This window comes from Chryseobacterium sp. 'Rf worker isolate 10' (assembly GCF_050753305.1).
Taxonomy (GTDB): Bacteria; Bacteroidota; Bacteroidia; order Flavobacteriales; family Weeksellaceae; genus Chryseobacterium.
Genome location: NZ_JBOZOF010000002.1, coordinates 636,000 through 658,280 on the forward strand (window position 1 = coordinate 636,000; position 22,281 = coordinate 658,280).

General features: G+C 35.4%; 20 protein-coding genes and 1 other RNA gene. 12 read left to right on the plus strand and 9 right to left on the minus strand.

All coding sequences use genetic code 11. The features are described from left to right. Positions 1-140: 140 nt before the first annotated feature. Positions 141-1,604: an RNA polymerase factor sigma-54 gene (gene rpoN, locus LKL37_RS12865; protein ID WP_105701074.1), complete on the plus strand. Its 1,464-nt coding sequence runs from the start codon at positions 141-143 to the stop codon at positions 1,602-1,604. A 91-nt stretch (positions 1,605-1,695) separates the two neighbouring features. Here the strand turns inward: rpoN and LKL37_RS12870 are convergent, their stop codons facing one another. The 4 genes from LKL37_RS12870 to LKL37_RS12885 form a co-directional block, all read right to left on the minus strand. Continuing rightward, the gene (locus tag LKL37_RS12870) at positions 1,696-2,532 is read right to left on the minus strand and encodes a carboxypeptidase-like regulatory domain-containing protein (RefSeq protein WP_431610963.1); all 837 of its coding nucleotides are present in this window, start codon (positions 2,530-2,532) and stop codon (positions 1,696-1,698) included. 162 nt (positions 2,533-2,694) lie between these two features. Further along, positions 2,695-4,320 (minus strand): AMP-binding protein, encoded by a 1,626-nt coding sequence (locus LKL37_RS12875; RefSeq protein WP_431610964.1) that lies wholly within the window; start codon positions 4,318-4,320, stop codon positions 2,695-2,697. 58 nt (positions 4,321-4,378) lie between these two features. Further along, positions 4,379-5,053 carry a beta-carotene 15,15'-monooxygenase gene (locus LKL37_RS12880; protein ID WP_431610965.1) on the minus strand — a complete coding sequence of 225 codons (675 nt, stop codon included), beginning with the start codon at positions 5,051-5,053 and terminating at the stop codon, positions 4,379-4,381. Continuing rightward, positions 5,046-5,537 (minus strand): RNA polymerase sigma factor, encoded by a 492-nt coding sequence (locus LKL37_RS12885; protein WP_002976998.1) that lies wholly within the window; start codon positions 5,535-5,537, stop codon positions 5,046-5,048. Before LKL37_RS12885 ends, LKL37_RS12880 begins: the two co-directional genes overlap by 8 nt. Before the next feature lie 165 nt (positions 5,538-5,702). Here LKL37_RS12885 and rnpB point away from each other — a divergent pair. The 4 genes from rnpB to LKL37_RS12905 all read left to right on the plus strand — a co-directional run bounded on the left by rnpB (position 5,703) and on the right by LKL37_RS12905 (position 7,917). Continuing rightward, positions 5,703-6,026, plus strand: an RNA gene (gene rnpB / locus LKL37_RS12890) — RNase P RNA component class A. Positions 6,027-6,201: 175 nt separating this feature from the next. Beyond that, the gene (locus LKL37_RS12895; RefSeq protein WP_431610966.1) at positions 6,202-6,732 is read left to right on the plus strand and encodes a hypothetical protein; all 531 of its coding nucleotides are present in this window, start codon (positions 6,202-6,204) and stop codon (positions 6,730-6,732) included. 22 nt (positions 6,733-6,754) lie between these two features. After that, entirely contained in the window at positions 6,755-7,282 is a 528-nt protein-coding gene (locus LKL37_RS12900; protein WP_431610967.1) for a hypothetical protein, read from the plus strand. 47 nt (positions 7,283-7,329) lie between these two features. Continuing rightward, on the plus strand, positions 7,330-7,917 hold the full coding sequence (locus tag LKL37_RS12905; protein ID WP_431610968.1) for a glycine-rich domain-containing protein: 588 nt from the start codon (positions 7,330-7,332) through the stop codon (positions 7,915-7,917). Positions 7,918-7,932: 15 nt separating this feature from the next. Here LKL37_RS12905 and LKL37_RS12910 read toward each other — a convergent pair whose 3' ends face one another. Both LKL37_RS12910 and LKL37_RS12915 read right to left on the minus strand, forming a co-directional pair. Further along, on the minus strand, positions 7,933-8,802 hold the full coding sequence (locus LKL37_RS12910; RefSeq protein ID WP_431610969.1) for a polyphosphate kinase 2 family protein: 870 nt from the start codon (positions 8,800-8,802) through the stop codon (positions 7,933-7,935). 221 nt (positions 8,803-9,023) lie between these two features. After that, entirely contained in the window at positions 9,024-9,488 is a 465-nt protein-coding gene (locus LKL37_RS12915; protein WP_105701064.1) for a DUF1573 domain-containing protein, read from the minus strand. A 128-nt stretch (positions 9,489-9,616) separates the two neighbouring features. On the opposite strand from LKL37_RS12915, the gene LKL37_RS12920 reads away from it, so the two are divergent. From LKL37_RS12920 to LKL37_RS12940, 5 genes are all read left to right on the plus strand, one after another. Further along, positions 9,617-12,232 carry a valine--tRNA ligase gene (locus tag LKL37_RS12920; RefSeq protein WP_431610970.1) on the plus strand — a complete coding sequence of 872 codons (2,616 nt, stop codon included), beginning with the start codon at positions 9,617-9,619 and terminating at the stop codon, positions 12,230-12,232. Between the two features lie 87 nt (positions 12,233-12,319). Then, entirely contained in the window at positions 12,320-12,955 is a 636-nt protein-coding gene (locus LKL37_RS12925; RefSeq protein WP_431610971.1) for a DUF4241 domain-containing protein, read from the plus strand. A 68-nt stretch (positions 12,956-13,023) separates the two neighbouring features. Beyond that, entirely contained in the window at positions 13,024-13,914 is an 891-nt protein-coding gene (locus LKL37_RS12930) for a ribokinase (RefSeq protein ID WP_105701061.1), read from the plus strand. 90 nt (positions 13,915-14,004) lie between these two features. Beyond that, a complete protein-coding gene (locus LKL37_RS12935; protein WP_431610972.1) occupies positions 14,005-14,850 on the plus strand; it encodes an alpha/beta hydrolase family protein in 846 nt (281 codons plus the stop codon). Further along, positions 14,847-15,491 carry an HD domain-containing protein gene (locus LKL37_RS12940; protein ID WP_431610973.1) on the plus strand — a complete coding sequence of 215 codons (645 nt, stop codon included), beginning with the start codon at positions 14,847-14,849 and terminating at the stop codon, positions 15,489-15,491. The genes LKL37_RS12935 and LKL37_RS12940 overlap by 4 nt, the downstream gene beginning before the upstream one ends. Here the strand turns inward: LKL37_RS12940 and LKL37_RS12945 are convergent. Next, entirely contained in the window at positions 15,488-16,732 is a 1,245-nt protein-coding gene (locus LKL37_RS12945; RefSeq protein WP_431610974.1) for a hypothetical protein, read from the minus strand. The genes LKL37_RS12940 and LKL37_RS12945 overlap by 4 nt on opposite strands. Positions 16,733-16,801: 69 nt before the next feature. Here LKL37_RS12945 and LKL37_RS12950 point away from each other — a divergent pair, with 69 nt between their 5' ends. Then, complete coding sequence (locus LKL37_RS12950) at positions 16,802-17,395, plus strand: hypothetical protein (RefSeq protein ID WP_431610975.1); 594 nt, start codon at positions 16,802-16,804, stop codon at positions 17,393-17,395. 43 nt (positions 17,396-17,438) lie between these two features. Here the strand turns inward: LKL37_RS12950 and LKL37_RS12955 are convergent, their stop codons facing one another. Beyond that, positions 17,439-17,669, minus strand: coding sequence for a hypothetical protein (locus LKL37_RS12955; RefSeq protein ID WP_431610976.1), 231 nt, complete (start codon positions 17,667-17,669; stop codon positions 17,439-17,441). Between the two features lie 132 nt (positions 17,670-17,801). Beyond that, positions 17,802-18,692, minus strand: coding sequence for a DUF72 domain-containing protein (locus tag LKL37_RS12960; RefSeq protein WP_431610977.1), 891 nt, complete (start codon positions 18,690-18,692; stop codon positions 17,802-17,804). Positions 18,693-19,009: 317 nt separating this feature from the next. On the opposite strand from LKL37_RS12960, the gene LKL37_RS12965 reads away from it, so the two are divergent. Beyond that, entirely contained in the window at positions 19,010-22,195 is a 3,186-nt protein-coding gene (locus tag LKL37_RS12965; RefSeq protein ID WP_431610978.1) for a TonB-dependent receptor, read from the plus strand. The last annotated feature ends 86 nt before the right edge of the window (positions 22,196-22,281 follow it).

The following is a 22,281-nucleotide window of genomic DNA, read 5'->3' on the forward strand; positions in this document are numbered from 1 at the left end:
ATCACAAATTAAGGCTTTTTTTATTATTTAATAGTTTATTATATTAAGGTAAGTCATGCAAAAATCATGCTAAATGTGTTTTTTATCAAATAAATTTATTAAATTCGTAGAATATGTTATGTTAAAACGCAAATTAGAATATGCTTAAACAACACTTACAACTCAAATTAGGACAGAAGCTGGCCCCTCAGCAGATCCAGTTGATGAAGCTTATTCAACTTCATACTCTTGAATTTGAAGAGGAATTGGAGAGAGAGTTAGAAGAAAATCCGGCTTTGGAAATTGCAAAAGAAGATTCTAAAGAGGATGAGTATTCTTCTCTGGAAGACGCTTATCAGGATGAGGGTACAGAAAGCATTGAAACAGATTTCGACGTCAATGAATATATTTATGACGATGAACCAAGCTATAAAACTGCATCCAGCAACTACTCTCCGGATGATGAGGAATTTGATAACGAAAGCCTTCTGACAGAAGGACAGTCCTTATATGACTATCTTACAGAACAGATTCATCTGATTAATATCAGTGAAGAAGATCTGAAGATTGCAGAATATCTTATCGGAAACTTAGATACAGATGGTTATCTGAGAAGAGAGATCAAATCTATTGTTGATGATCTGGCTTTCTCCCAAGGGATTTATACAACGAAAGAAAGAGTAGAGGATATCCTTGAGAACTATGTTCAGAAACTGGATCCGTCTGGTGTGGGAGCAAGAGGTCTGCAGGAATGTTTACTATTACAGATTGAAAAGAAAGTAAGCTCAGACAAAGCAGTTTCTTTGGCTGCCAATATTTTAAGACATCAGTTTGAAGCCTTAACGAATAAGCATTATAATAAGATCATTCAGAAATATGATATTGAAGAAGATGATCTGAAAGATGCTCTGGATGAAATCTCAAAACTTTCTCCGAAAGTAGGAGGGAACTTCGATACCCAGACGATTACAATTAATCAGGAAATTATTCCGGATTTTGTGATTCAGGTAAAAGACGGGCTGGTAATTCCTATGCTGAATAGCAAAAATGCACCTACTTTAAGAGTTTCTGAAGAATATAAAGATATTCTGACTACTTATTCTCATGATAAAAATTCATCAGAACATAAACAGGCTGCTTTATTTATCAAACAAAAGCTGGATGCTGCAAAATGGTATATTGATGCCATTAATCAGCGTCAGAACACCTTATTACAGACGATTACAGCCATTGTAAAGTTCCAGAAGGATTATTTCATCACCGGAGACGAAAAGTCGCTGAAACCAATGATTCTGAAGGATATTGCTGATATTACAGGATTTGATATCTCCACGATTTCAAGGGTGGTAAAAAGTAAGTATGCAGATACTCCTAACGGAATCGTATACCTTAAAGATTTGTTCTCAGACAGCTTAACAAATGACGATGGAGAGGAAGTTTCTACCAAAGAAATCAAAAACCATCTTCAGGAAGTAATCAGTAAAGAAAATAAAAGGAAGCCGCTTACCGATGATGCATTAGTGGTAATTCTGAAAGAACAGGGTTATAATATTGCCAGAAGAACGATTGCAAAATATCGTGAACAACTCAATATTCCTGTTGCAAGATTAAGAAAAGAACTTTAACAGATAATACAAAAAAGGTGAATAGACATATTCACCTTTTTTATTTAAACTTATTGAATCTCTAAGAAATCAGAAATATTTGTCTAAATGCTTACTTTTTATCCTTCATATAATTAATATCAATATTGGAGATAAAGCTCCCTCCACTGGCTTCCCATTTTCCCTGACTTTGATAACGGAACAGCAAGTCCTTGGACAATGTTTTTTTTGCAGAAATTCCGAAAACGAAATCTACATTATCCTGAGGTATATTTTCAACAAGTTGTAAGGTAATTGCCAGCTGATCCAGATCATTATAAATAAGTTTATATTTTTCCAGATCAATGGTTTGCCAGCCTGTAGTATTGGTTTTAAGTATAATATTTTCCTGAAGGAGAGATTCATCCGGTACATTATTCTTTACAGAGTATATATTGAGCTTTAAAGTAATTTCCTTGAATTTAGAGCTCGGTATAATGTAAAAATTATAGCTGTTAAGTTTAGTCCACTTATAAATGTTGAATATTTGTCCCTGTTCAATGGTGGGAACATTCTGATCAAACATTTTAGAGAAAGTGAGCATTGGCCTGCTTTTATATCCCAGAACATCTTTCTTTGTTTTTTTTCCAATTATACTGATTTCCTGAATAGCATTGGCCTTTTTGTTTAATGTAATATTAGCATCGGAAGTTATTCCTTCTACAGTTACTTTTTTATCTTCATAACCATTGGATTCAAAGATGATATAGTCACTTTTTTTCGCCTTTTCAGGGATGTCTATAGAATAATTCCCATTGATATCTGTAATTGTACTTGTATTTATATTTTCCAAGCTTACTGAGCAGTAAGAAACAACCTCATTATTTTCATTGATAACCTTTCCGGATATTTTTTGAGAATACACACTTATACTAAGTAAGAGAGCACCTAGTACCGATACAATTTTCATGTTTTTAGTTTTTTGTAAATATATTATTTATATTAATCATTTGATAAGGAAAATGGGATAGAATATTTATCCGAGGTAGAAAAGACTTTAATCCAGGTCAAAGTTTAAAACCGTTGGATTATTCAACAATTTCACCATTTCATTATTTTGCGATTTTAACCTTCAGCTTTGTTTTACATTCTCTAACCCCAATTCTCTCATAGAAATCTCCCGCATCTCTACTTTTCTTATCTTTCCGGAAATAGTCATTGGAAATTCATCTACAAATTTCCAGTATTTAGGAACTTTATAATGGGCAATTCTTCCTTTGCAGTATTCTTGTAATTCATCTGCTGTGATGGTAAATCCTTTTCTCACTTTTACCCATGCCATCACTTCTTCTCCGAATCTTTCGCTTGGTACGCCAATGATCTGAACATCCAGAATATGGGTATAAGTATACAGAAAATCTTCAATTTCTTTAGGCGAAATGTTTTCTCCACCACGGATGATGAGGTCTTTTATTCTTCCTGAAATGGTAATATAGCCATCTTTGTCCATTACCGCCATATCTCCGGTATGCATCCAGCGGGCATCATCCAGTACTTTTTTAGTATTTTCAGGATCATTCCAGTATTTCAGCATAACGGAGTAACCTCTTGTACAAAGTTCACCATGTTCACCCCGTTGAAGAGTTCTTCCATTTTCATCTACAATTTTTATCTCAAGATGATCCTGAACGGTTCCTACTGTGCTTACCTGTTTTTCCAATGGTGTTCCGATTAAAGTCTGAGTAGATACAGGTGAAGTCTCTGTCATTCCGTAGCAAATGCTCATTTCTTTGATATTCATTAGGCTTTCTACCTTTTTCATAATCTCCGGAGGGCATACAGAGCCAGCCATAACGCCTGTTCTTAAGCTTGAAAAATCATACGTATCAAAGTCTTTTACTGCCAGTTCAGCAATAAACATAGTCGGGACACCATACAAGGAAGTACATTTTTCGTCCGAAACAGCTTTTAAGGTAATATCCGGATCAAAGCTATCGTTGGGAATTACCATGCAGGCACCGTGTGCTACACAGCACATATTTCCGATAACCATTCCAAAGCAGTGATAAAAAGGAACGGGTATACAGACACGGTCTTTTTCTGTGTATTTTAATCTGATACCGATAAAATAACCGTTATTGAGGATATTGTGATGAGAAAGGGTAACGCCTTTAGGGAAACCTGTAGTTCCGGACGTATATTGAATATTGACAGGATCATCGAACTGTACATGCTCTTCAAAACTGTGAAGTACTTCATCTGAAATATCCTGGCCATTATTCACAAATTCTTCCCAGTTTTCGTCAAAGAAAATCTCATGTTCCAAAGTTGGGCAAACTTCTTTGGCGTATTCCACCATTTCCTTGTAGTTGCTGCTTTTGAAACTTAAAGAAGAAAAAATAAAACGAATTTCAGATTGATTAAGAACATAGGTCAATTCGTGAGTTCTGTAGGCCGGATTGATATTGACTAATATCGTTCCTATTCTCGCAGTGGCAAATTGCAAAAGAACCCATTCATAGCGATTAGATGACCAGATTCCGATTCTGTCACCAGCTTTTGCTCCTATAAGCAGCAGAGCTTTGGCAACGGCAGTAGTCTGGTTATAAAATTCCTGGTAAGTAGCTCTGTAATTCTGATGAACACAGACTAGTGCTTCCTGATGGGGGTATTTTTCGACAGTCCTTTTAAGATTGGCTCCGATGGTCTGTCCTAATAATGGAACATCAGAAGTTCCATATACATAAGATAAGGGCATAGTTTAAGATTTGGTGGGCTAAAAATAATAATTATATCCCGAACTATGCCTATGAATATTAACTTTCCTGAGAATCTATTTCTTTAAGCTGATTCAGATTTTTATCAAGTTTTCTGATAATAGTCCCGTAAACCAACCTGTAATAAAACCAGATCATGGATATAGCAAGTAAAGTACTTACAACAATTCCTACTATAATGATAGTGAGATTAGAGCCGCTAGGCTGTATATTCTGAGAATTTAAAGTGTAAAATATAAATGCTGTCAGTATAAAAGTGAATATCACCAATAATACAATACTGATGAGAATAAATGCATTGACCGTTGTCTTGAACTTAATAATTCTTGTGATAAGTCCCTTCAGGTTTTCCTCAATCTTTATCTTTCGGTAATTCTGGTAAAATTTGAATACAAAATATGCGGTGATCAATAAACTTAAGATCTTTATAGCTAAATAAACATGACCGAAGTTGTTTTCTACTTCCGGAGCTTCCTGGGCACCTAATCTTTCCAGCATTTTACGGAAGCTTTCCGATTCTTCTTCAGGGAAAAGGTAAAATAATCCCAATACAGAAAAGAACAGAAATTCTACAACGCTGATCCAGAAAATATATTTTACGTAATTACGCGATTTTCTATTCAACATCTGAAGAATCTCATTGTTGTCATATTTAGGCTGAACAGGCTGTTCCTGCCATGTTTTTTTTAAACTATCTAAATCAAATTCAGGCATATTTTTCCATCTGTTCTTTAAGGGTTTTCTTTAATCTATTCATTTTTACACGTGCATTAACTTCGGTGATTCCGAGGTTTTCTGCAATATCCTTGTAAGGCAGATCGTCAAGATACATCATGACAATAGCTCTTTCCACATTGGGAAGAGTCTTGATTACAGTATACAAAAGTGATACCTGTTGCTGTTTTTCATCATCATCTTCCACAAAATCTCTGTGGTTGATGTCCAGCTCATTCGTAGGAAGACTTTTGCTTTTTTTTCTAAAGAGGGTAATGGCGGTATTGAGCGCTACGCGGTACATCCATGTGGAAATCTTAGAATTTCCTTTAAAAGAATCATAACTTCTCCAGAGCTGTAACACAATTTCCTGGAAAAGATCCTCTTCATCCTCCAGAGAATTGGTATAAAGGCGCGATACTTTAATAATCAGTCCCTGATTATCTTTGATAAGCTGCGCAAATTCTTTTTCTCTGGAATCCATAGACATATAATGGCACGAAGATAATAATAAAGTGGTAATTGGTGAAAATTATAATACAAAATAGTGAAAAGGTAAAAAAGCTAAAAATCAGATCAGTAAATTTGAGCGCTGTGCTTCTAATGCTTTATCTCCTTTCTTTACGAAATTTGCGTATCTTTGCCTCCGCGAGAAAATCGGCTTGTTGATTTCCCGTTTACGGGAGGTAGGAAAGTCCGGACACCATAGAGCAGCAAAGCGGATAACATCCGTCACCCGTGAGGGTAGGACAAGTGCAACAGAAAGCAAGTACAGTTCGGCTGTAGTGAAACCAGGTAAACTCTTTGCGGTGCAATGGTAAGTATATCGGGTCTTTCCAGTAATGGAAATAGGGGCGGCTCGTCCTGAAAACCGAGGGGTAATCAGCTCAAGTGTTGCAGCAATGTACCACGTAGATAAATAACAGGCACTTCTTCGGAAGTACAAAATCCGGCTTATAGATTTTCTCGTTTTTTATAATATAATCTTCCTCAAATTTTATTCTTAAAATCAAATCTGTTTTCATAATTATTTGTGAAAGAGTATTGCTTTGTATAAGTCTAATATAAGACTTATGTAAAACTAAATAAGACGAATAGAGGATTTTTATATTTTTCTGTTATCACACATTTGTATAAACAAAATAAAAATGAAAACAGAAATCACACTACATTCAGTCCCTGAGGAAAAACCCGGGTATATTCTTATTCTACTCTACATTGCGTTTGTATATGGACTATTTTGGGTAATGGACCAATGTCTGACTTATTTTTTCAGTGATATTAACAATGTTATACTGATAAAGATTCTTAATAAAATAATATGGATCGGGTTGATGTTTTTAAATTATTTGATCGTAAAACATTTCCTATATCTGATAAGAAAACAAAGAAAACGTCCGGTTATTTATCCTGCTTTAAACATCTCAAAAGAAGGAATAACTTATTACCCGGAAAATAAAGAAGCCGAATGGGGAACGATTTCAGAAATACAGATTATAGATTCTATATTGTCTGTAACCGTAGATTTTGATTCTAAAAAAGATTTTAAACTTAACCTTTTCAATACAGATCTTCAGGGGCAGATGAAGCAGACAGATTTTGAAAAACTGTTGGAATATCATTATAAAAAAGAAATTTATATTTATAGTACTCCATCATCCTGCGGTTGTGGTTGTTAATTTTAATATAGTAACATACAAAATGAAAACAGAAATCACTTTATATAAATCCAGACAAAGAAAACCAGGGTATTTGGGGATTATTTTCTTTATGTTCCTATCACTTGCTCTATTGGCCACTCTTTGCGCAGTAATCTATCTTTTGCTAACAAGTAATAATTTCTTTAAGTTTTTAATCTCAATTATTGTACTTGTATTTATATCAGTTTTCTTTTATGGTTCAGTAAAAATCTTAATCAGATGCATTACGGAGCAGAGAATCCCGGAAGAAGAAGCTGTAGAAATACTATCCATCACCAAAACAGGAATTTTTAATCATAAAGCAAAACAGCAATTGATATGGGACGAAATTTCTGAAATTCAGATTATTGATGCCGTTATTTCGGTAACAGTAGATTTGTATCCTGAAAAAGATTTTCAATTATATTTAGGTGATACAGATGTTTATACGGATATGACCAGAGATGATTTTGCAAAATTACTCCAATGTCATTATAAAAAAGAAATTTATACTTATAATAGTCCGCTATCCTGTGGATGCGGAGGTTAATTGAATTTATATTAATAACTAGAATTACCAATTAAAATATTGACATCATGAAACCCGAATTTACTTCCGTTTTACTGGATAATATACAGTTAGATTATGACCAGAGTCCCTTATGGAAAAGGGTTTCAGCGTATCAGATTGATCAGGCTGATGTCATCATTCCATTTTCCAGAAAATTAGCTCAGACTGAAGGTTGGACGAGAAGATACTGTCTGCTTGCCATTGAAGAATATAAAAAGTTTGTTTATTTGTGCTGTATCTCAAAAAATGGAGCCTCACCTTCAATAGCTGTAGATAAAGTATGGCATATGCATTTGCTTTATACCACGGAGTATTGGAAAGAATTCTGTCCGAAAATCCTGGAAAGAGAGCTGCATCATTTCCCAAACGTAGGTGGAATTAATGATTATCATAAACATCAGGACTGGTATCTGGAAACATTAAAACTTTACATCAATATTTTCAGACAAAATCCACCTGAAGGTTTATGGCGCATTCCCAGGGAAATTATACCATTTCTATTACCGGAAAATGGGAATAAGATAAAAAGTACTGAACAATTTACATGGAAAAAAACCTTTGAAAAACTACATTCAAAGGTCTTTGATTATATTCATCACAGATCAGTTTTGTAATAAACCAATAACTGATTATTCTGCCATTAATTGCTTTTTGGCCTTTTGAAGGTCTTCCGTGTCTTTATCAGAAAGTGTGGGATATTTGAGATCCATTTTTTCCAGAGTGTCAATAATAATCTGAATTGCAGCTACTCTTGCAAACCATTTGTTGTCAGCAGGAAGTACGTACCATGGAGCGTGATCTTTTGAAGTTTCATTGATCGCGTTTTCATAAGCCTCCATATATTGGTCAAATAAAGCTCGTTCCGGAAGATCTGCTGCTGAGAATTTCCAGTTTTTTTCCTGTTCGTCAATTCTGTCTAAAAGCCTTTTTTTCTGCTCATCCTTAGAAACATGTAAAAAGATTTTTACAACGGTAGTTCCGTTCTGAGCAAGGTGTTTTTCAAAATTTCGGATACTTTCATATCTGTTTTCCCAGAATTTATCATCGAAATCTTTTACTGATGACCATGTTTTTTCACCTAAATTATATTCAGGATGCACTTTACAAACGAGAACACTTTCATAATGTGAGCGGTTGAAAATTCCAATCATTCCTTTCTGTGGCAGCGCAAGATAATGTCTCCATAAAAAATCATGAGAATATTCTTTGGAGCTTGGTGTCTTAAAGCTGGTCACATTACAACCCTGCGGATTTACCCCTCCGAAAACATGCTCTATCATACTGTCCTTTCCCGCAGCATCCATAGCCTGCAGTACAACAAGAAGAGACTTGCTTCCGTCAGCATACAGTCTTTCCTGCAGCTCACGAAGCTTTTCTTTCTCCTGAATCAGCATCTCTGCTCCTTTTTCTTTAGTGAGCTTTCCTTTATAAGAGGTTGAAGTTTTTTTTATTGAAAATTTTCCATTTATTTTAAAGTCATCTGAGAAATTGGTGTCCATATATTAAAAGATTATGTTATTAAAAGTCAATAGGGGTGGGCTTTAGCCCAGCCGTTTTAAAGAGAAATAAGTCCAAAGGCTTCAGCAAAACCTAAATACATATAATAATTTCAACACTATTTTCTGCCGCTTATCACCTATCATCTGCAACCTATTCTAATATAAATGTAATAAAAAAACCGCCTCAATAGAGACGGTTCTTTTATTTTTTTGAGTAGAGATTACTTCGCGGCAGCTTTTTTAGCTAATTTAGCAGCTTTTTTCTCAGCTTTAGCAGCTTCTTTCTGCTCAGCAGGAGTCAATACTTTTGGCTCAGGTGCGTTAGCATCTACGTTACCTTTGATGTAGATTACACTTCTGTTGTTTGCAGGGTCGTTAGAGAAAACCTCAATCATTTTGTTGAAAGGACCAGGAATAGCAGTGTTGTATCCAACTTTGATCTTAGCTGATTTCCCAGGCATAATCGGATCTTGGCTGAACTCAGGAGTTGTACATCCACAAGAAGGCTTTACATTGGAAAGGATTAATGGCTTATCACCAGAATTCGTTACAGTAAAGAATCTTGTACCATCAGCGTTAGGCTTAAGAGTTCCGTAATCGAAAGTCGTTTTATCAAATGTAATAGTTTGTGCAGATGCAAGAGCAAATGTCCCGAATAATGCAATTCCTGCAATTAGTTTTTTCATATTCTTGAATGTTAATATATTTGTTAGATAAATTTTGTGAAACAAAGTTAAAAATTATTTTAATTCATGCTTAAAAATTTTTTTCTTTAGACTATTTTTGCAAATTGCAAGCCAAAGAAATAGAATTTATGCAGATTTCAGAAAAGTACAATCCACAGGAAACAGAACAAAAATGGTACAGTTACTGGTTGGAAAACAAATTTTTCCATTCAGAACCTAATGACAAACCACCATATACCATAGTCATTCCTCCGCCAAACGTGACGGGGATACTGCACATGGGGCATATGTTGAACAATACCCTTCAAGATGTTCTGGTCCGTCGTGCAAGAATGCGCGGATTTAATGCTTGTTGGATTCCGGGAACAGATCACGCTTCAATTGCTACTGAAGCTAAAGTTGTTGCTAAACTGAAGTCTGAAGGAGTCAATAAGTCAGATATTACCCGTGAAGAGTTTTTAACCCATGCATGGGACTGGACTAATAAATATGGAGGAACCATCCTTGAGCAGCTGAAAAAGCTGGGATGTTCATGTGATTGGGACAGAACCCGTTTCACGTTGGAAGATAAACTTTCGCAGCAGGTTATTAAAAGTTTTGTAGACCTTTATAACAAAGGATTAATCTACAGAGGCTATAGAATGGTCAACTGGGATCCGGAAGCGAAAACCAATATCTCTGACGAAGAAGTAATATTTAAAGAACAAAACGGGAAATTATATTTCCTTAAATATAAAATCGAAGGATCTGAAGAATTTCTTTCAGTTGCTACTACGCGTCCTGAAACTATTTTCGGGGACACAGCGGTATGTATCAATCCGAATGATGAAAGATATGCCCACCTGAAAGGTAAAAATGTAATCGTACCGATCGTTAACAGAGTAATTCCGATCATTGAGGACGAATATGTTGATATTGAATTCGGAACCGGAGCGTTGAAAATTACTCCTGCACATGATATCAATGACTATGAAATCGGACAGAAACATCAGTTGAAAATGATTGATGCTCTTGATGATGACGGAAATCTTAACGAGCATGGTTTACATTATGCCGGGAAAAACAGATTTGACGTAAGAAAGCAGATTGCTAAAGAACTTGAAGAAAAAGATCTTTTGCTTAAAGCTGAAGATTATGTAAATAAAGTAGGAACTTCCGAGAGAACAGGCGCTGTTATTGAACCTAAAGTTTCAGTACAGTGGTTCCTTAAAATGTCTGAAATTGCTAAACCTGCATTGGATGTAGTAATGGATGATGAGGTTAAGTTCTATCCTGAAAAGTTCAAAAATACCTACAAGCACTGGATGGAAAACATCCGTGACTGGAATATCTCCCGTCAGCTTTGGTGGGGACAGCAGATTCCTGCCTATTACTTTGGAGAAGGAGATGAAGATTTTGTAGTTGCTGAAACTAAAGAAGAAGCTTTAGAACTGGCAAAACAGAAAACAGGAAACTCAGGTCTGACTATAGAAAACCTTAGACAGGATGACGATGCATTGGATACATGGTTCTCATCATGGTTATGGCCAATGTCTGTATTTGACGGATTACTTGATCCTGAAAATAAAGATATCAACTATTATTATCCAACATCTGATTTGGTTACAGGTCCGGATATTATTTTCTTCTGGGTAGCCAGAATGATCATGGCCGGATTGGAATACAGAAAAGAAGTTCCGTTCAAGAATGTTTATTTTACAGGAATTGTAAGAGATAAGCAGAGAAGAAAGATGTCAAAATCTCTTGGAAACTCTCCTGATCCTCTTGAATTAATGGATAAATATGGAGCAGATGGAGTACGTGTAGGTATTCTATTGAGTTCTGCAGCTGGAAATGACCTTCTTTTTGATGAAGATTTAATGCTTCAGGGAAGAAACTTCATGACGAAGATCTGGAATGCGTTCCGTCTGATCAATATGTGGAATCATGAAGATAAACCAGCTATTGCAGCTGATAACCAGGCAATTGAGTGGTTTGAAAACAAATTGAATAAAACAATTGCTGAAATTAATGATCAGTTTGAGAAATTCAGAATTTCTGATGCCCTGCATTTGATCTATAAATTAATTTGGGATGATTTTTGTGGTTGGTATCTTGAAGCCATCAAGCCTAACTACGGAGAAGGAATTTCTAAAGAAGTTTATGATAAAACCATCTATTTCTTTGAAGAATTAATGAAGCTTCTTCATCCGTTCATGCCTTTCTTAACAGAAGAATTATGGCAGACTATTTCAGAAAGAAGTATTGATGAGGCTTTGGTAATTGCTCAGCAGAAAGAAGCAGAAGCATTTGATGAAACGATTATTAAAAACTTCGAAACAGCAGCAGAATTAATTTCTGGAGTTAGAAACTACCGTCAGACAAAAGGAATCTCACCAAGAGAAGCCGCTGAGGTTTATACTAATGCTGCTGAATTTACTAATGAAGCTGTAATAAGAAAACTGGCTAATATTTCTGAAATCCATTTCGGACAGAAAACGGATAAGCCAAGCTTTACATTCCTGGTAGGAGCCACAGAAGTTTCTATTCCTTTAAGTGAAAACTTAGATTTAGGAGAAGAAAAAGCTAAAACTGAAGAAGAAGTAAAATATTTAAAAGGATTTTTAGTTTCAGTAGAAAAGAAGCTTTCCAATGAGAAATTTGTGGCGAATGCTAAACCAGAAGTTGTAGAGGTTGAGCGTCAAAAACAGAAAGATGCTTTGGATAAGATTGCGATCCTTGAAGAAAAACTGAAAAGTTTATAAAGTATAGACAATAAATTTTGTCAAAATCTCAGGCTGGATACACGTTTACAATGGTATCCAGCCTGATGGTTTAAAAGAATAAATACAATGACACACATAGAAAACATAAAAAAACTATTCTCGAAAGATTTTGTAGAAAGTCCGTTGTTGGAAAGTTTTGAAGTAGGAAAGATTTACCTTTCCAGTGGCAAGCTGGTTGGCTGCGACCCATTGATCACTAATGATATGCTTCCTTTCACTACAGAATTCCCTAAAGGAGATTTTTCTGTAATGTTACATAAAGAAAGAGATAGCAACTGTGTAGCCTATGCCGAAATTATATTCAATAATTCTGAAATTAAAGAATGGAAAATGGCAACTACTGCAGGGCAGGATATAAAAGAGCTGGCGGAAGGAGAAGTTTTCGGGTATCCCGTAGAAAGTGGAATGGGATGTTTCATGGATGTTGATACCCAAAATAGTCTCAACGAACTGGAGCAAAGATTATATCAAAATAAAGGGGGAGACTTCATGGGAATCTATGAAGAGTTTTTCCATGACTATTTCTTTGATGAAAAAGGGGCGATAGATCAGTATGCCTTCCTGAAACCCGCAAAAGAGCATCCCGGAACTATATTTGCCTTTGAAACCGGATATGGTGAAGGTTTTTATGCAAGTTATATAGCTTACAGCAAAGATCAAAAACCAGTGAAAATAATTACTGAATTTATTGAAATAAGTTAATTTTAAATTAGTTATTTTTGAAGCGCAATTTTTGTCAGTTATAAATAATAAAGCTAATACAAAACACAATGAATTTCTCATCAGAACAACCTCGTATTATTGTTGTGGGCAGCTCATCCATAGATTTGGTTCTTGAAACCGAAAAAATTCCTATGCCCAATGAAACCGTTTTAGCCATTAAATCAGATAGCTATTTTGGAGGAAAAGGGGCTAATCAGGCGGTAGGTACTGCCAGGTTGGGAGCAAGTGTATATTTTATAGGATGTGTGGGGATGGATCCTCTTGGGCAGCAGATCATGAGGAATCTGGTAAGTGAAAATGTAAATGTAGGCTTTGTTCATGAAACAGATAAGGACGCTACAGGGACAGCCTATGTAACGACTTCTCACGGAAATGCAGCTATTGTGGTAGTTCCGGCAGCCAATAAATACCTTAGCAAACCTCATATAGATGAGGCTGAAAAATATTTTCATACTGCAGATCTTGTACTGATACAGCTTGAGATTTCTATGGATGTAGTAGAACATACCGTTAGAAAAGCTAAGCAGTACGGAAAGAAGGTCGGTTTATATGCTTCTCCTGCCATGAGAGTCAGAGAAGATATCTTAGAAATGGTTGACTTTATTGTAGCGAAGAGTAATGAACTTTACATTATTTTCGGAGAAGAAAAAAGAGAAGAAGTTCTTAAGAAATATTTCAATAAAGTTTTTGTAAGAGATGACACCAATTCAACTATTTATTTTGATGGTACAGAGATGAAATATTACAGAAATGATAAAGATGAAAAAGTTCATAAAATGGGAATGGGAGATGCATTTACATCAGGATTTGCCATTGCGCTTTGTCATGGGAATTCTATAGAAGAATGTGTTAAATTCGGAAATGAGGTTTCATCAAGAGTGTCCGGAGGTAAAGGCTCTCAGACCGGACTGCCAAGAATCTCAGATTTCTTTTCCTAAAACTATTTACGACATATCAAAAGTCTGAAACTTAACATAAAAATATAAGTAAAATGTCCACTTTTATAGTGGATTTTTTCTTTTTATATTATGGAAAAACTAATATTAACCACAGAAGATCATACTCCTCTGGCTGTCCATCTCTTTAAACCAGAAAAAGATAATGGGAAATTATTACTGATCAACTCAGCAACGGGAGTAAAACAACAGGTCTATTTTTCCTTTGCCAGCTACTTTTCCGAACAGGGGTTTACAGTAATTACTTATGATTACAGAGGGATAGGACTTTCCAAGCCGAAAGATATGAGAGGATTTCATGGCTCCATGAGGGTATGGGGCTCAAAAGACTATAAAGCTTTAACTCAATATATCAAAAAAGATTTTAAAGAACACAAAAAGTACTGCCTCGGTCATTCTGTGGGAGCATTAATCTTGGGAATGAATCAGGATTCTGAAATGTTTGAAGAATTTGTCTTTGTAGGAACACAAAATGCCTTCGTTGGAAACCTTAAAGGAATGACAAAAGTGGAAGCTTATTTGGGATTTGGAATTGCCCAGCCATTAACTACTTCATTACTAGGATATTTTCCTGCACACTGGTTTGGATTGGGAGAAAGTCTTCCGAAAAATTGTGCATATGACTGGAGAACCTTAATTTTAAACAAGAAATCAACCAACAGGCTGTTGGAAAAAATTGATAATTTCTCTGAAAATTTGACACAGAAAGTATTTGTAATTCGGGCTGAAGATGATATCTGGCTTACAGAAAGAGGTGTATTAAGCTTATTAAATGATACCTATCCTAATCTGAAACCGACTTACAGGCTGGTGAATGTTTCAGAATCTGATAAAAAAGAAATCGGGCATATCAATTTTTTTAGAAGTTACAACAGCAAACTCTGGGATATTATTTTAAATGAACTGATAGATAAATGAAAAGTACGATTGACAACACTGTAGCATTTGTAAAAGAAAAATTAGAAGGAGCAGAAGCAGGACATGACTGGTTCCATATTGAAAGAGTCTGGAAACTGGCCGCTCAGATAGCAGAAACAGAAGATTGTGATAAAGAAGTAGTAGAACTTTCTGCGCTTCTTCATGATATTGCAGATCCTAAATTCCATAATGGTGATGAAACGATCGCCCCTAAAATATCAAGAACATTTCTTGAAGAACAGAATGTCTCTGAAGAAACCATTCAGAAGGTTTTGTTTGTGATCGAAAATATTTCGTTTAAAAACAGAGATCAGGCGCCGGTAAATCCACCTATTGAACTGCAAATTGTGCAGGATGCCGACCGTATTGATGCCATAGGAGCTATTGGAATTGCCAGAACATTCAACTTTGGAGGTTTTAAGAATAACCTGATGTATCACCCGGATATAAAACCCAAACTGGGAATGTCTAAAGAAGAGTATAAAAAATCTGATGGAACTACCATTAATCATTTCTACGAAAAGCTATTGCTTCTGAAAGACATGATGAATACCTCAAAAGGAAAAGAAATGGCCGAAGAAAGACACAATTACATGCTGAATTTCCTCGACCAGTTTTATAAAGAATGGAATGTAGATTAGAAAATATTATATCCAAGAATTAAGGATACATATTTAAGATCCGCAGTAGCAGAATTTCTTTTTTCATCCAATAGATTAGTACTTGTATTATATCTTGCTTCAACACTGTATTTATTCTTATAATTGAAGCCTATCCCGAATACAGCACTTTTAAAACTTTGGGATGATGATAATTGCAGTTTGTCAAAAACCGTCCCATCATAATCTAAATCAATGCTCTCAGATGAGCTGGTTTTAAACGAAAGGATATTAATTCCGGCATTGATAAATATTTTTGAATCATCATTGATATACATATAATGTCTTAAGCTAAGCGGAAGACTGAAGAATGCATAATTCTCCAGATGCATATTATATAAATTATCATTTGTTTTAATCGTTGATTTATTGTTGTAAAGAGAGTAGGTAGGTTCCAGTACTACTGACCATTTGTTTTTGTTGAATGGTAATACAATTTCCGCCTCTACACCTATTCTTACCCCTGTTTTAGAAGAGAACCCTTCATTTCGGTAGGTTTGCTCTATTTTTAGCGGAGAGTAGAAATTAGCTCCTGGTCTTACGCTCAGGTTAAATTTTGCTTTCTTTTTAGTTTCTGTGAAAGACTGCTCGTTAGAAGATGCAGTTCCGGAGAATTTGCTGTTATATAAGTTGAAGATCTTTTTTAGATCATTGGTAGTATATTTTGTCTTTGCTGCCAGTGCATGTGCATTAGTATCATCCGAGAAGATTGTTTTCAGCTGATTAATATAATCATCATTGGTTGCAACCTGAGAGCTGCTGCCGTTGAAATAATATTTTTTGTAAGTCAAGGGGTGAATAGAAGAATCGGAATCGGAATAAAAATATCTTTCAAAATTTTGTTTCTGATAGAAATACAGGTTTTTATTTCCTTTCACAACTTCTTTTAAGAAAACGATTCCTTTTTTAAATTCAGGTTCTTTATTATTGGAAAGGTCATCAAGATGATCAGATGAATAATCAATATCACCATTGTAGCTGATAAACTTTACCTCATTATAAATTCCAAATTCCCTGATAGAAGTAGGAGTACCTATATTTTCGGCTGAATTTTCATCTGTTTTATAAACAAAATTGTCAGGAGTGCTTACCCATCCCTGATTTTTGATGAGTACTTCTTTTTTTACATCATTGCTGTTGATGATGTATCCTTTTTCGAATTTTACCTGTGCGCAAATAAGTACGATACAAAAGGAAAAGAGTACCGAGAATGTCTTTTTCATGGTTAGTTAGGATTAAAAATTTGGGCGCAAATATAGATAAAATAGAGATAAGAAGTATCTTTGTAAAATATGACACTCATTATTTTTATAATATTTCTGGCATCTGTTCTTTCTTTGGTCCTGTTTAAGGTAAAATCAGGAGGTATGGCGAAATGGGCAAAGCTGTTTCGTATTGTAACACTCGTCTTTTCAATTTCTGTTTTTACGTACTGGTTTATCAAGAAAAGTGCGGTGGCATTTGTAGATAATTCTGTAGGACTGCAGGTTGTTAATAAACTTCCTCAGGCACTGGATTTTTATCTGATTAATGTCAATAAAACTGATAAAAATACAACCCTGGAACCCAAACATATCGGGAAAATACGTCCGGAATATTACAGAATAGAATATCTGAAAATGGATAAGTCTGATGAATATTGGATTGCAGGTTATCTTGGGAAGAAAAATCTCGTATACTTTTCCCAGCATTCTGTACCCAATAAAAATATTGATCAGATTGTAGAAGTTCAGAATTACATCAACCAAAGTATGAAGCTTTCTGAAGTTGCTAAAAAGCAGGTAGAGGCTTACAATTATGAGAACACAAAACTGGGCATCTGGATTACACTGGATTTTCTTTTGCTGTTTCTCAATCTGGTGCTGCTGCTTCGAAAAAATAAATAAAAAAGGGAATGAACTGTAAAAGTTTCATTCCCTTTTTGTTTCGTTAAGGATAATCCAGAATCTGCATGACCTGTTCTTTAAATTCCTCAGGGCAGGCTCTGATAAGTTTGTCTTTAGTGTGTTTATTAATACTTTGAGGGGCAACCCACTCCGTTTTATCGGAATTCAGACTGTGGCTGTCATACACTCTTTTTATGGTATTATTGTCATAAAAAATGTATTCATCACCAAGCCAGTTATTGGCAATACCGATTGTACAAATTTCCTTTTCCATGATTTATGTTTTTTAAAGTATAATGATTAGCGAAAAACATTATACTCTAATATACGAATTTTTCTTGATGAAAAGGAAGTAAACTACTGTTTTAAAAGGATATCGAAATTATTCTATTTATGTGTGATATCACTAAAAAAGTGTTCCTGTACTCTCCGTAGCCATTTGCGGAATATGAATATCGGTTTTCCATTCCTCATTCACTTTCTTAATAAAATAAGCGGATAATAATGGGGAGGCTTTTTCAATATTCTGGTGTACAAAAAAGTAAAGATTCTGAAGACCATCTTTCTTCCATTGGGTAAGATGCTTCAACCAGTCATCAAGCCTTTCATAGTCACTTTCTGCATTGGCACCCACATAGCGGATAAATGCATTGGGAGTGGTAAGGCGCATATGAAGCATATCTCTTCTTCCTGCAGTATCTACAATGATATTGGTGATATTATGGGCTTCGAAAAGTTCACAGGTTGTATTCAGAATTTCTTCATCTGTAAACCATTCTGTATTTCTGAGCTCGATGGCTAACGGAACTTCTTTAGGCCATTCTTTTACAAATTTTTCCAACCTGTCATAATCTTTAGGCTTAAAATTATCATGAAGCTGAAGGAAAGCCATTCCCAGTTTTTCATCAAAATTGATAACAGAAGATGCAAACTGCGTCACCGGATCTGTCACATCAATCAGTCTTCTGAAGTGGGAAACGGTATTGGTGATCTTTGGGAAAAATTTAAAGTCTGCCGGAGTTTTTTCTTTCCATGTAGTTACCTGATCAGGAGTAGGCATTCCGTAAAAAGTAGCATTCAGCTCGATAGAATTAAACTGAGTGGCATAATACGTCAGTTCATCCTTGGTTCCTTTTGGATAAAATCCTTTAAGATCCGTTTTATTCCATTTGGCACATCCAATAGAAATGTTTTCCAGTCCTTTTTTATTAAGAGCCAGCATTTCCTTGGTTCTGGGATGGTCTTTAGGTAATGTAAAATCTATTTTTGATGGATCTTCTACTTGTCCGAATTTCATATCTGTAGTTTTGGTATTAAACAATAAACACAAATATAAACCAAAAATATCAGAGGTTCTATGATTTTCATGGAAAGTAATTCAACAGAAAATGATTGTTGATAGTAAAATTTTAAGAAATTAAAACCTTTTGAAATGCTTTTAAAATAGGACGATTTTCACGATTTCTCTAGAATTTTTTTTAAGATTTTTACAATGTTCCTATTAAGTTTTTTTTAAGGAAATGTTAAACATTCTGTTACGTAATGTTAATTCTATGTTACCATACTTCATTTTTACTAGATCTAATTTTACACCAAGTTTATAGCGAATAAAATATGAAGAAAAAAATCATCTGTGCTTTTGCTCTGTTATCGTTTGGGTTTGCATTTTCACAGGAAACCAGCTCTAAAATTTTCGGAAGATTAAAGGGAATCTCTTCCGAAGTTACAGTAAAGGTAATACATATACCTACCAATAGTACCTTTGAAACGAAAAGTAACAGCAAAGGGCAGTTCAGTTTGGATAATCTTCAGCCGGGAGGACCTTATAAAATTGAAATATCTGACGGATCACAGGTTATCTATGAAAATCCGAATCTGCAGCTTTCTTTGGGAAATAACGACTTACCTGTAGTAGAAGTTGGAAATAAAGAAAAGACAATTGATGAGGTGAAAATTACTTCTAAAAAGACCACTGCAAAATATGGAGTTGGGATCAGCCAGGCGCAGATTTCCGGTCTTCCGAATATTAACAGAGGAATTCAGGATGTTACCAAACTGGTTCCACAGAGTGCTAACAACTCTTTCAACGGAACCAATTTCCGTTATAATAACGTGACAATTGATGGTTCTATCAATAACGATGCTATTGGTTTCAGTCCTTCACTGGGAGGGCAGACTGGTACTTCAGGAATGCCGGGAAGCAGTACGCGTTCCAATTCTATAAGTCTGGATGCCATTCAGGATGTGCAGGTTTATATTGCTCCTTATGATGTGAAACTGGGGAATTTCCTTGGAGGAAGTATTAATGCGGTAACCCGAAGCGGAAGCAATGATGTTACGGGATCCATTTATGCATACGGAAGAAATGCAGCCATTACCGGTAGAAACAGAGTAGGGGATAATTCTAAAATGCCAAGTGACTTTGAAGACTTTATTTATGGTGGAAGAGTAGGATTACCAATTGTAAGAGATAAGGTATTCCTGTTTACCAACCTGGAATATACCAAAAGAACAGATCCTGTATTCTATAATGCCAATGATCCGGGAGCATTGGTGAATGAGCAGGTAGCGCAGCAGATTTCAGATTTTGTACGAAATAAATATGGATTCAATGTAGGAAGCTTTAATCAGTACAACAACTTCTCTGAAAGTTCTAAACTTTTCAATAAGTTAGACTGGAAGATTAATGATAAACATACTTTATCCATTAAAAACAATACGGTATTTTCACAGGCATCCAACCTGGAAAGAGACGGAGCAAACTTCAGATTCTCCAGCATGGATTTTGTTCAGAAAAATACAGCGTCCACTACTACACTTGAGCTGAAAAGCCGTTTTAATGATAAATGGAGCAACAATTTAGTGGTGGGATATTCTTCCATTCATGATTACAGAGACCCTACTTCCGGAAACGCGATGTTCCCACAGGTGGAAATTGCTTACAACGGCGGAACTATTCTTCTTGGAAATGACAGAGAGGCTACGGTTTTCAACATGAAGCAAAAGACTTTTGAAATCACAGATAACCTTACTTATAAAAAAGGGAATCATACCTTCTTACTAGGAACTCACAATGAATTGTACAATATCAACTATGGTTTTGTGAATGCCTTGAACGGAAGAATTTCCTATAAAAACCTGACTGATTTTTATAATGGAACACCTGCAAGAATAAGAGGTACTTATCCTTTCAACGGAGACAGCAGAGAAAACCTTTTTGATAATCCTTACGCTCAGTATAAAGTCAATCTGCTTTCCTTATATCTTCAGGATGAAATCAACTGGGGAAGAGTGAGACTTTCACCGGGAGTAAGAGTAGATTATACAGACTTACCGAATAAACCACAATTAAGTCCATTGGTAAACAATTCACCTCAGGATCCGAATGCTGGAAATACCTATAATTACACCCCACTAAGCCAGCTTACCAATAATTATCTGAATAAACCGACATTCTCTCCAAGACTTGGATTTACGATTGATCTTACAGAAAACAGGTCTATGGTATTAAGAGGAGGATCAGGTATTTTTGTGGGAAGAATTCCTTTTGCGTGGTTAGGATATGCTTATTATAATGATGGGGTAGGTTTTGGAAGCTATGATTATAATGGACCAACGGCGGCACAGCTTGCTGCCAATGGAGACCCATTGAATAGTGCCAATTTCCCGAAATGGCAGAACTCTTCAAAAGTACAGGTTGATCTTATTGATAATAATTTTAAAATGCCAAGAGTGTGGAGAAGTTCATTAGCTTTCGATTATACGCTTGCAGGGTATAAACTGACTTTGGAAGGTATTTATACAAAAGTACTTTATGATCTGAAATTCCAACAGGTGAACAAGACAGATAACGTGACATATTACAGCTATGATACGAATCATGAAATGCCGATCTATACTACAAATATCAATAGCAATTTCTCTAATGCCTATCTTTTATCCAATACGAAAGAAGGATACCGTTATAACCTGACGGCACAGCTTTCAAAGTCGTATGATTTCGGATTTAATTTCTTTGTGGCTTATACTTACGGAGATGCTAAAGATATTACCAACGGTATCAGAAACTCTATGGAAAGTAACTGGCAGATGAACCAGTCTCTTACTCCTAATGATCCGAAACTGACCACTTCCAATTTTGCGATCAAAAACAGAGTAGTAGCCAATCTGGGGTATGCCTTTAATATTTCCGATATGAACAGATTATACACCAATGTATATTTCAATGCACAGTCCGGAAATCCTTTTTCATGGGGATTTGTAAACAGTACGATTGCCAATACAGGACAGGCTGCGGGGCTTTCATATATCTTTAAAGATGCTGCAGAAGCTTCCAAATATATTGTTCCTATAAAAGATGCTGCAGGAAACATTGTCGTAACTGCTCAGCAGCAGATTGCAGATTATGAAAACTTTGTCAACAGTAATGATTATCTGAAATCCAGACGAGGGAAGTTCACGGAAAGAAACGGCGATGTGACTCCATGGAATATTCAGGCAGATATCAGAATCATGGATGAAATCAAGTTGAGTAAGAAATCTAAAAATAATATTCAAATTTCATTGAGTATCATCAATTTTACCAATCTGTTAAACAAAGATTGGGGCAAGGTCTATTTTGTACCTAATACTTTCAACTCTACAGCAAGTGTAGGATTGACAAAGGTTGGGAATATAGCAGCAGGGCAACCTTCTGCGGGAGATCCTACATACAATTTCAAAACTCCGGGACTGCCTTATACTATTGATCAGTTTGCATCAAGATTCCAGGCTCAGCTTGGAGTACGATACAATTTTTAATGACGCTTTTACATTTTACTTCATATAATTCTTTTTCAGAGGTTCGGATTTTCTTTCCGGACCTTTTTTATGAATTGTAAACTATA

Excerpts from the sequence above, each read along its gene's own strand:
- rpoN (WP_105701074.1), top strand. The coding sequence starts at position 141 with ATGCTTAAACAACACTTACAACTCAAATTAGGACAGAAGCTGGCCCCT.
- LKL37_RS12870 (WP_431610963.1), bottom strand. The coding sequence starts at position 2,532 with ATGAAAATTGTATCGGTACTAGGTGCTCTCTTACTTAGTATAAGTGTG.
- LKL37_RS12875 (WP_431610964.1), bottom strand. The coding sequence starts at position 4,320 with ATGCCCTTATCTTATGTATATGGAACTTCTGATGTTCCATTATTAGGA.
- LKL37_RS12880 (WP_431610965.1), bottom strand. The coding sequence starts at position 5,053 with ATGCCTGAATTTGATTTAGATAGTTTAAAAAAAACATGGCAGGAACAG.
- LKL37_RS12885 (WP_002976998.1), bottom strand. The coding sequence starts at position 5,537 with ATGGATTCCAGAGAAAAAGAATTTGCGCAGCTTATCAAAGATAATCAG.
- LKL37_RS12895 (WP_431610966.1), top strand. The coding sequence starts at position 6,202 with ATGAAAACAGAAATCACACTACATTCAGTCCCTGAGGAAAAACCCGGG.
- LKL37_RS12900 (WP_431610967.1), top strand. The coding sequence starts at position 6,755 with ATGAAAACAGAAATCACTTTATATAAATCCAGACAAAGAAAACCAGGG.
- LKL37_RS12905 (WP_431610968.1), top strand. The coding sequence starts at position 7,330 with ATGAAACCCGAATTTACTTCCGTTTTACTGGATAATATACAGTTAGAT.
- LKL37_RS12910 (WP_431610969.1), bottom strand. The coding sequence starts at position 8,802 with ATGGACACCAATTTCTCAGATGACTTTAAAATAAATGGAAAATTTTCA.
- LKL37_RS12915 (WP_105701064.1), bottom strand. The coding sequence starts at position 9,488 with ATGAAAAAACTAATTGCAGGAATTGCATTATTCGGGACATTTGCTCTT.
- LKL37_RS12920 (WP_431610970.1), top strand. The coding sequence starts at position 9,617 with ATGCAGATTTCAGAAAAGTACAATCCACAGGAAACAGAACAAAAATGG.
- LKL37_RS12925 (WP_431610971.1), top strand. The coding sequence starts at position 12,320 with ATGACACACATAGAAAACATAAAAAAACTATTCTCGAAAGATTTTGTA.
- LKL37_RS12930 (WP_105701061.1), top strand. The coding sequence starts at position 13,024 with ATGAATTTCTCATCAGAACAACCTCGTATTATTGTTGTGGGCAGCTCA.
- LKL37_RS12935 (WP_431610972.1), top strand. The coding sequence starts at position 14,005 with ATGGAAAAACTAATATTAACCACAGAAGATCATACTCCTCTGGCTGTC.
- LKL37_RS12940 (WP_431610973.1), top strand. The coding sequence starts at position 14,847 with ATGAAAAGTACGATTGACAACACTGTAGCATTTGTAAAAGAAAAATTA.
- LKL37_RS12945 (WP_431610974.1), bottom strand. The coding sequence starts at position 16,732 with ATGAAAAAGACATTCTCGGTACTCTTTTCCTTTTGTATCGTACTTATT.
- LKL37_RS12950 (WP_431610975.1), top strand. The coding sequence starts at position 16,802 with ATGACACTCATTATTTTTATAATATTTCTGGCATCTGTTCTTTCTTTG.
- LKL37_RS12955 (WP_431610976.1), bottom strand. The coding sequence starts at position 17,669 with ATGGAAAAGGAAATTTGTACAATCGGTATTGCCAATAACTGGCTTGGT.
- LKL37_RS12960 (WP_431610977.1), bottom strand. The coding sequence starts at position 18,692 with ATGAAATTCGGACAAGTAGAAGATCCATCAAAAATAGATTTTACATTA.
- LKL37_RS12965 (WP_431610978.1), top strand. The coding sequence starts at position 19,010 with ATGAAGAAAAAAATCATCTGTGCTTTTGCTCTGTTATCGTTTGGGTTT.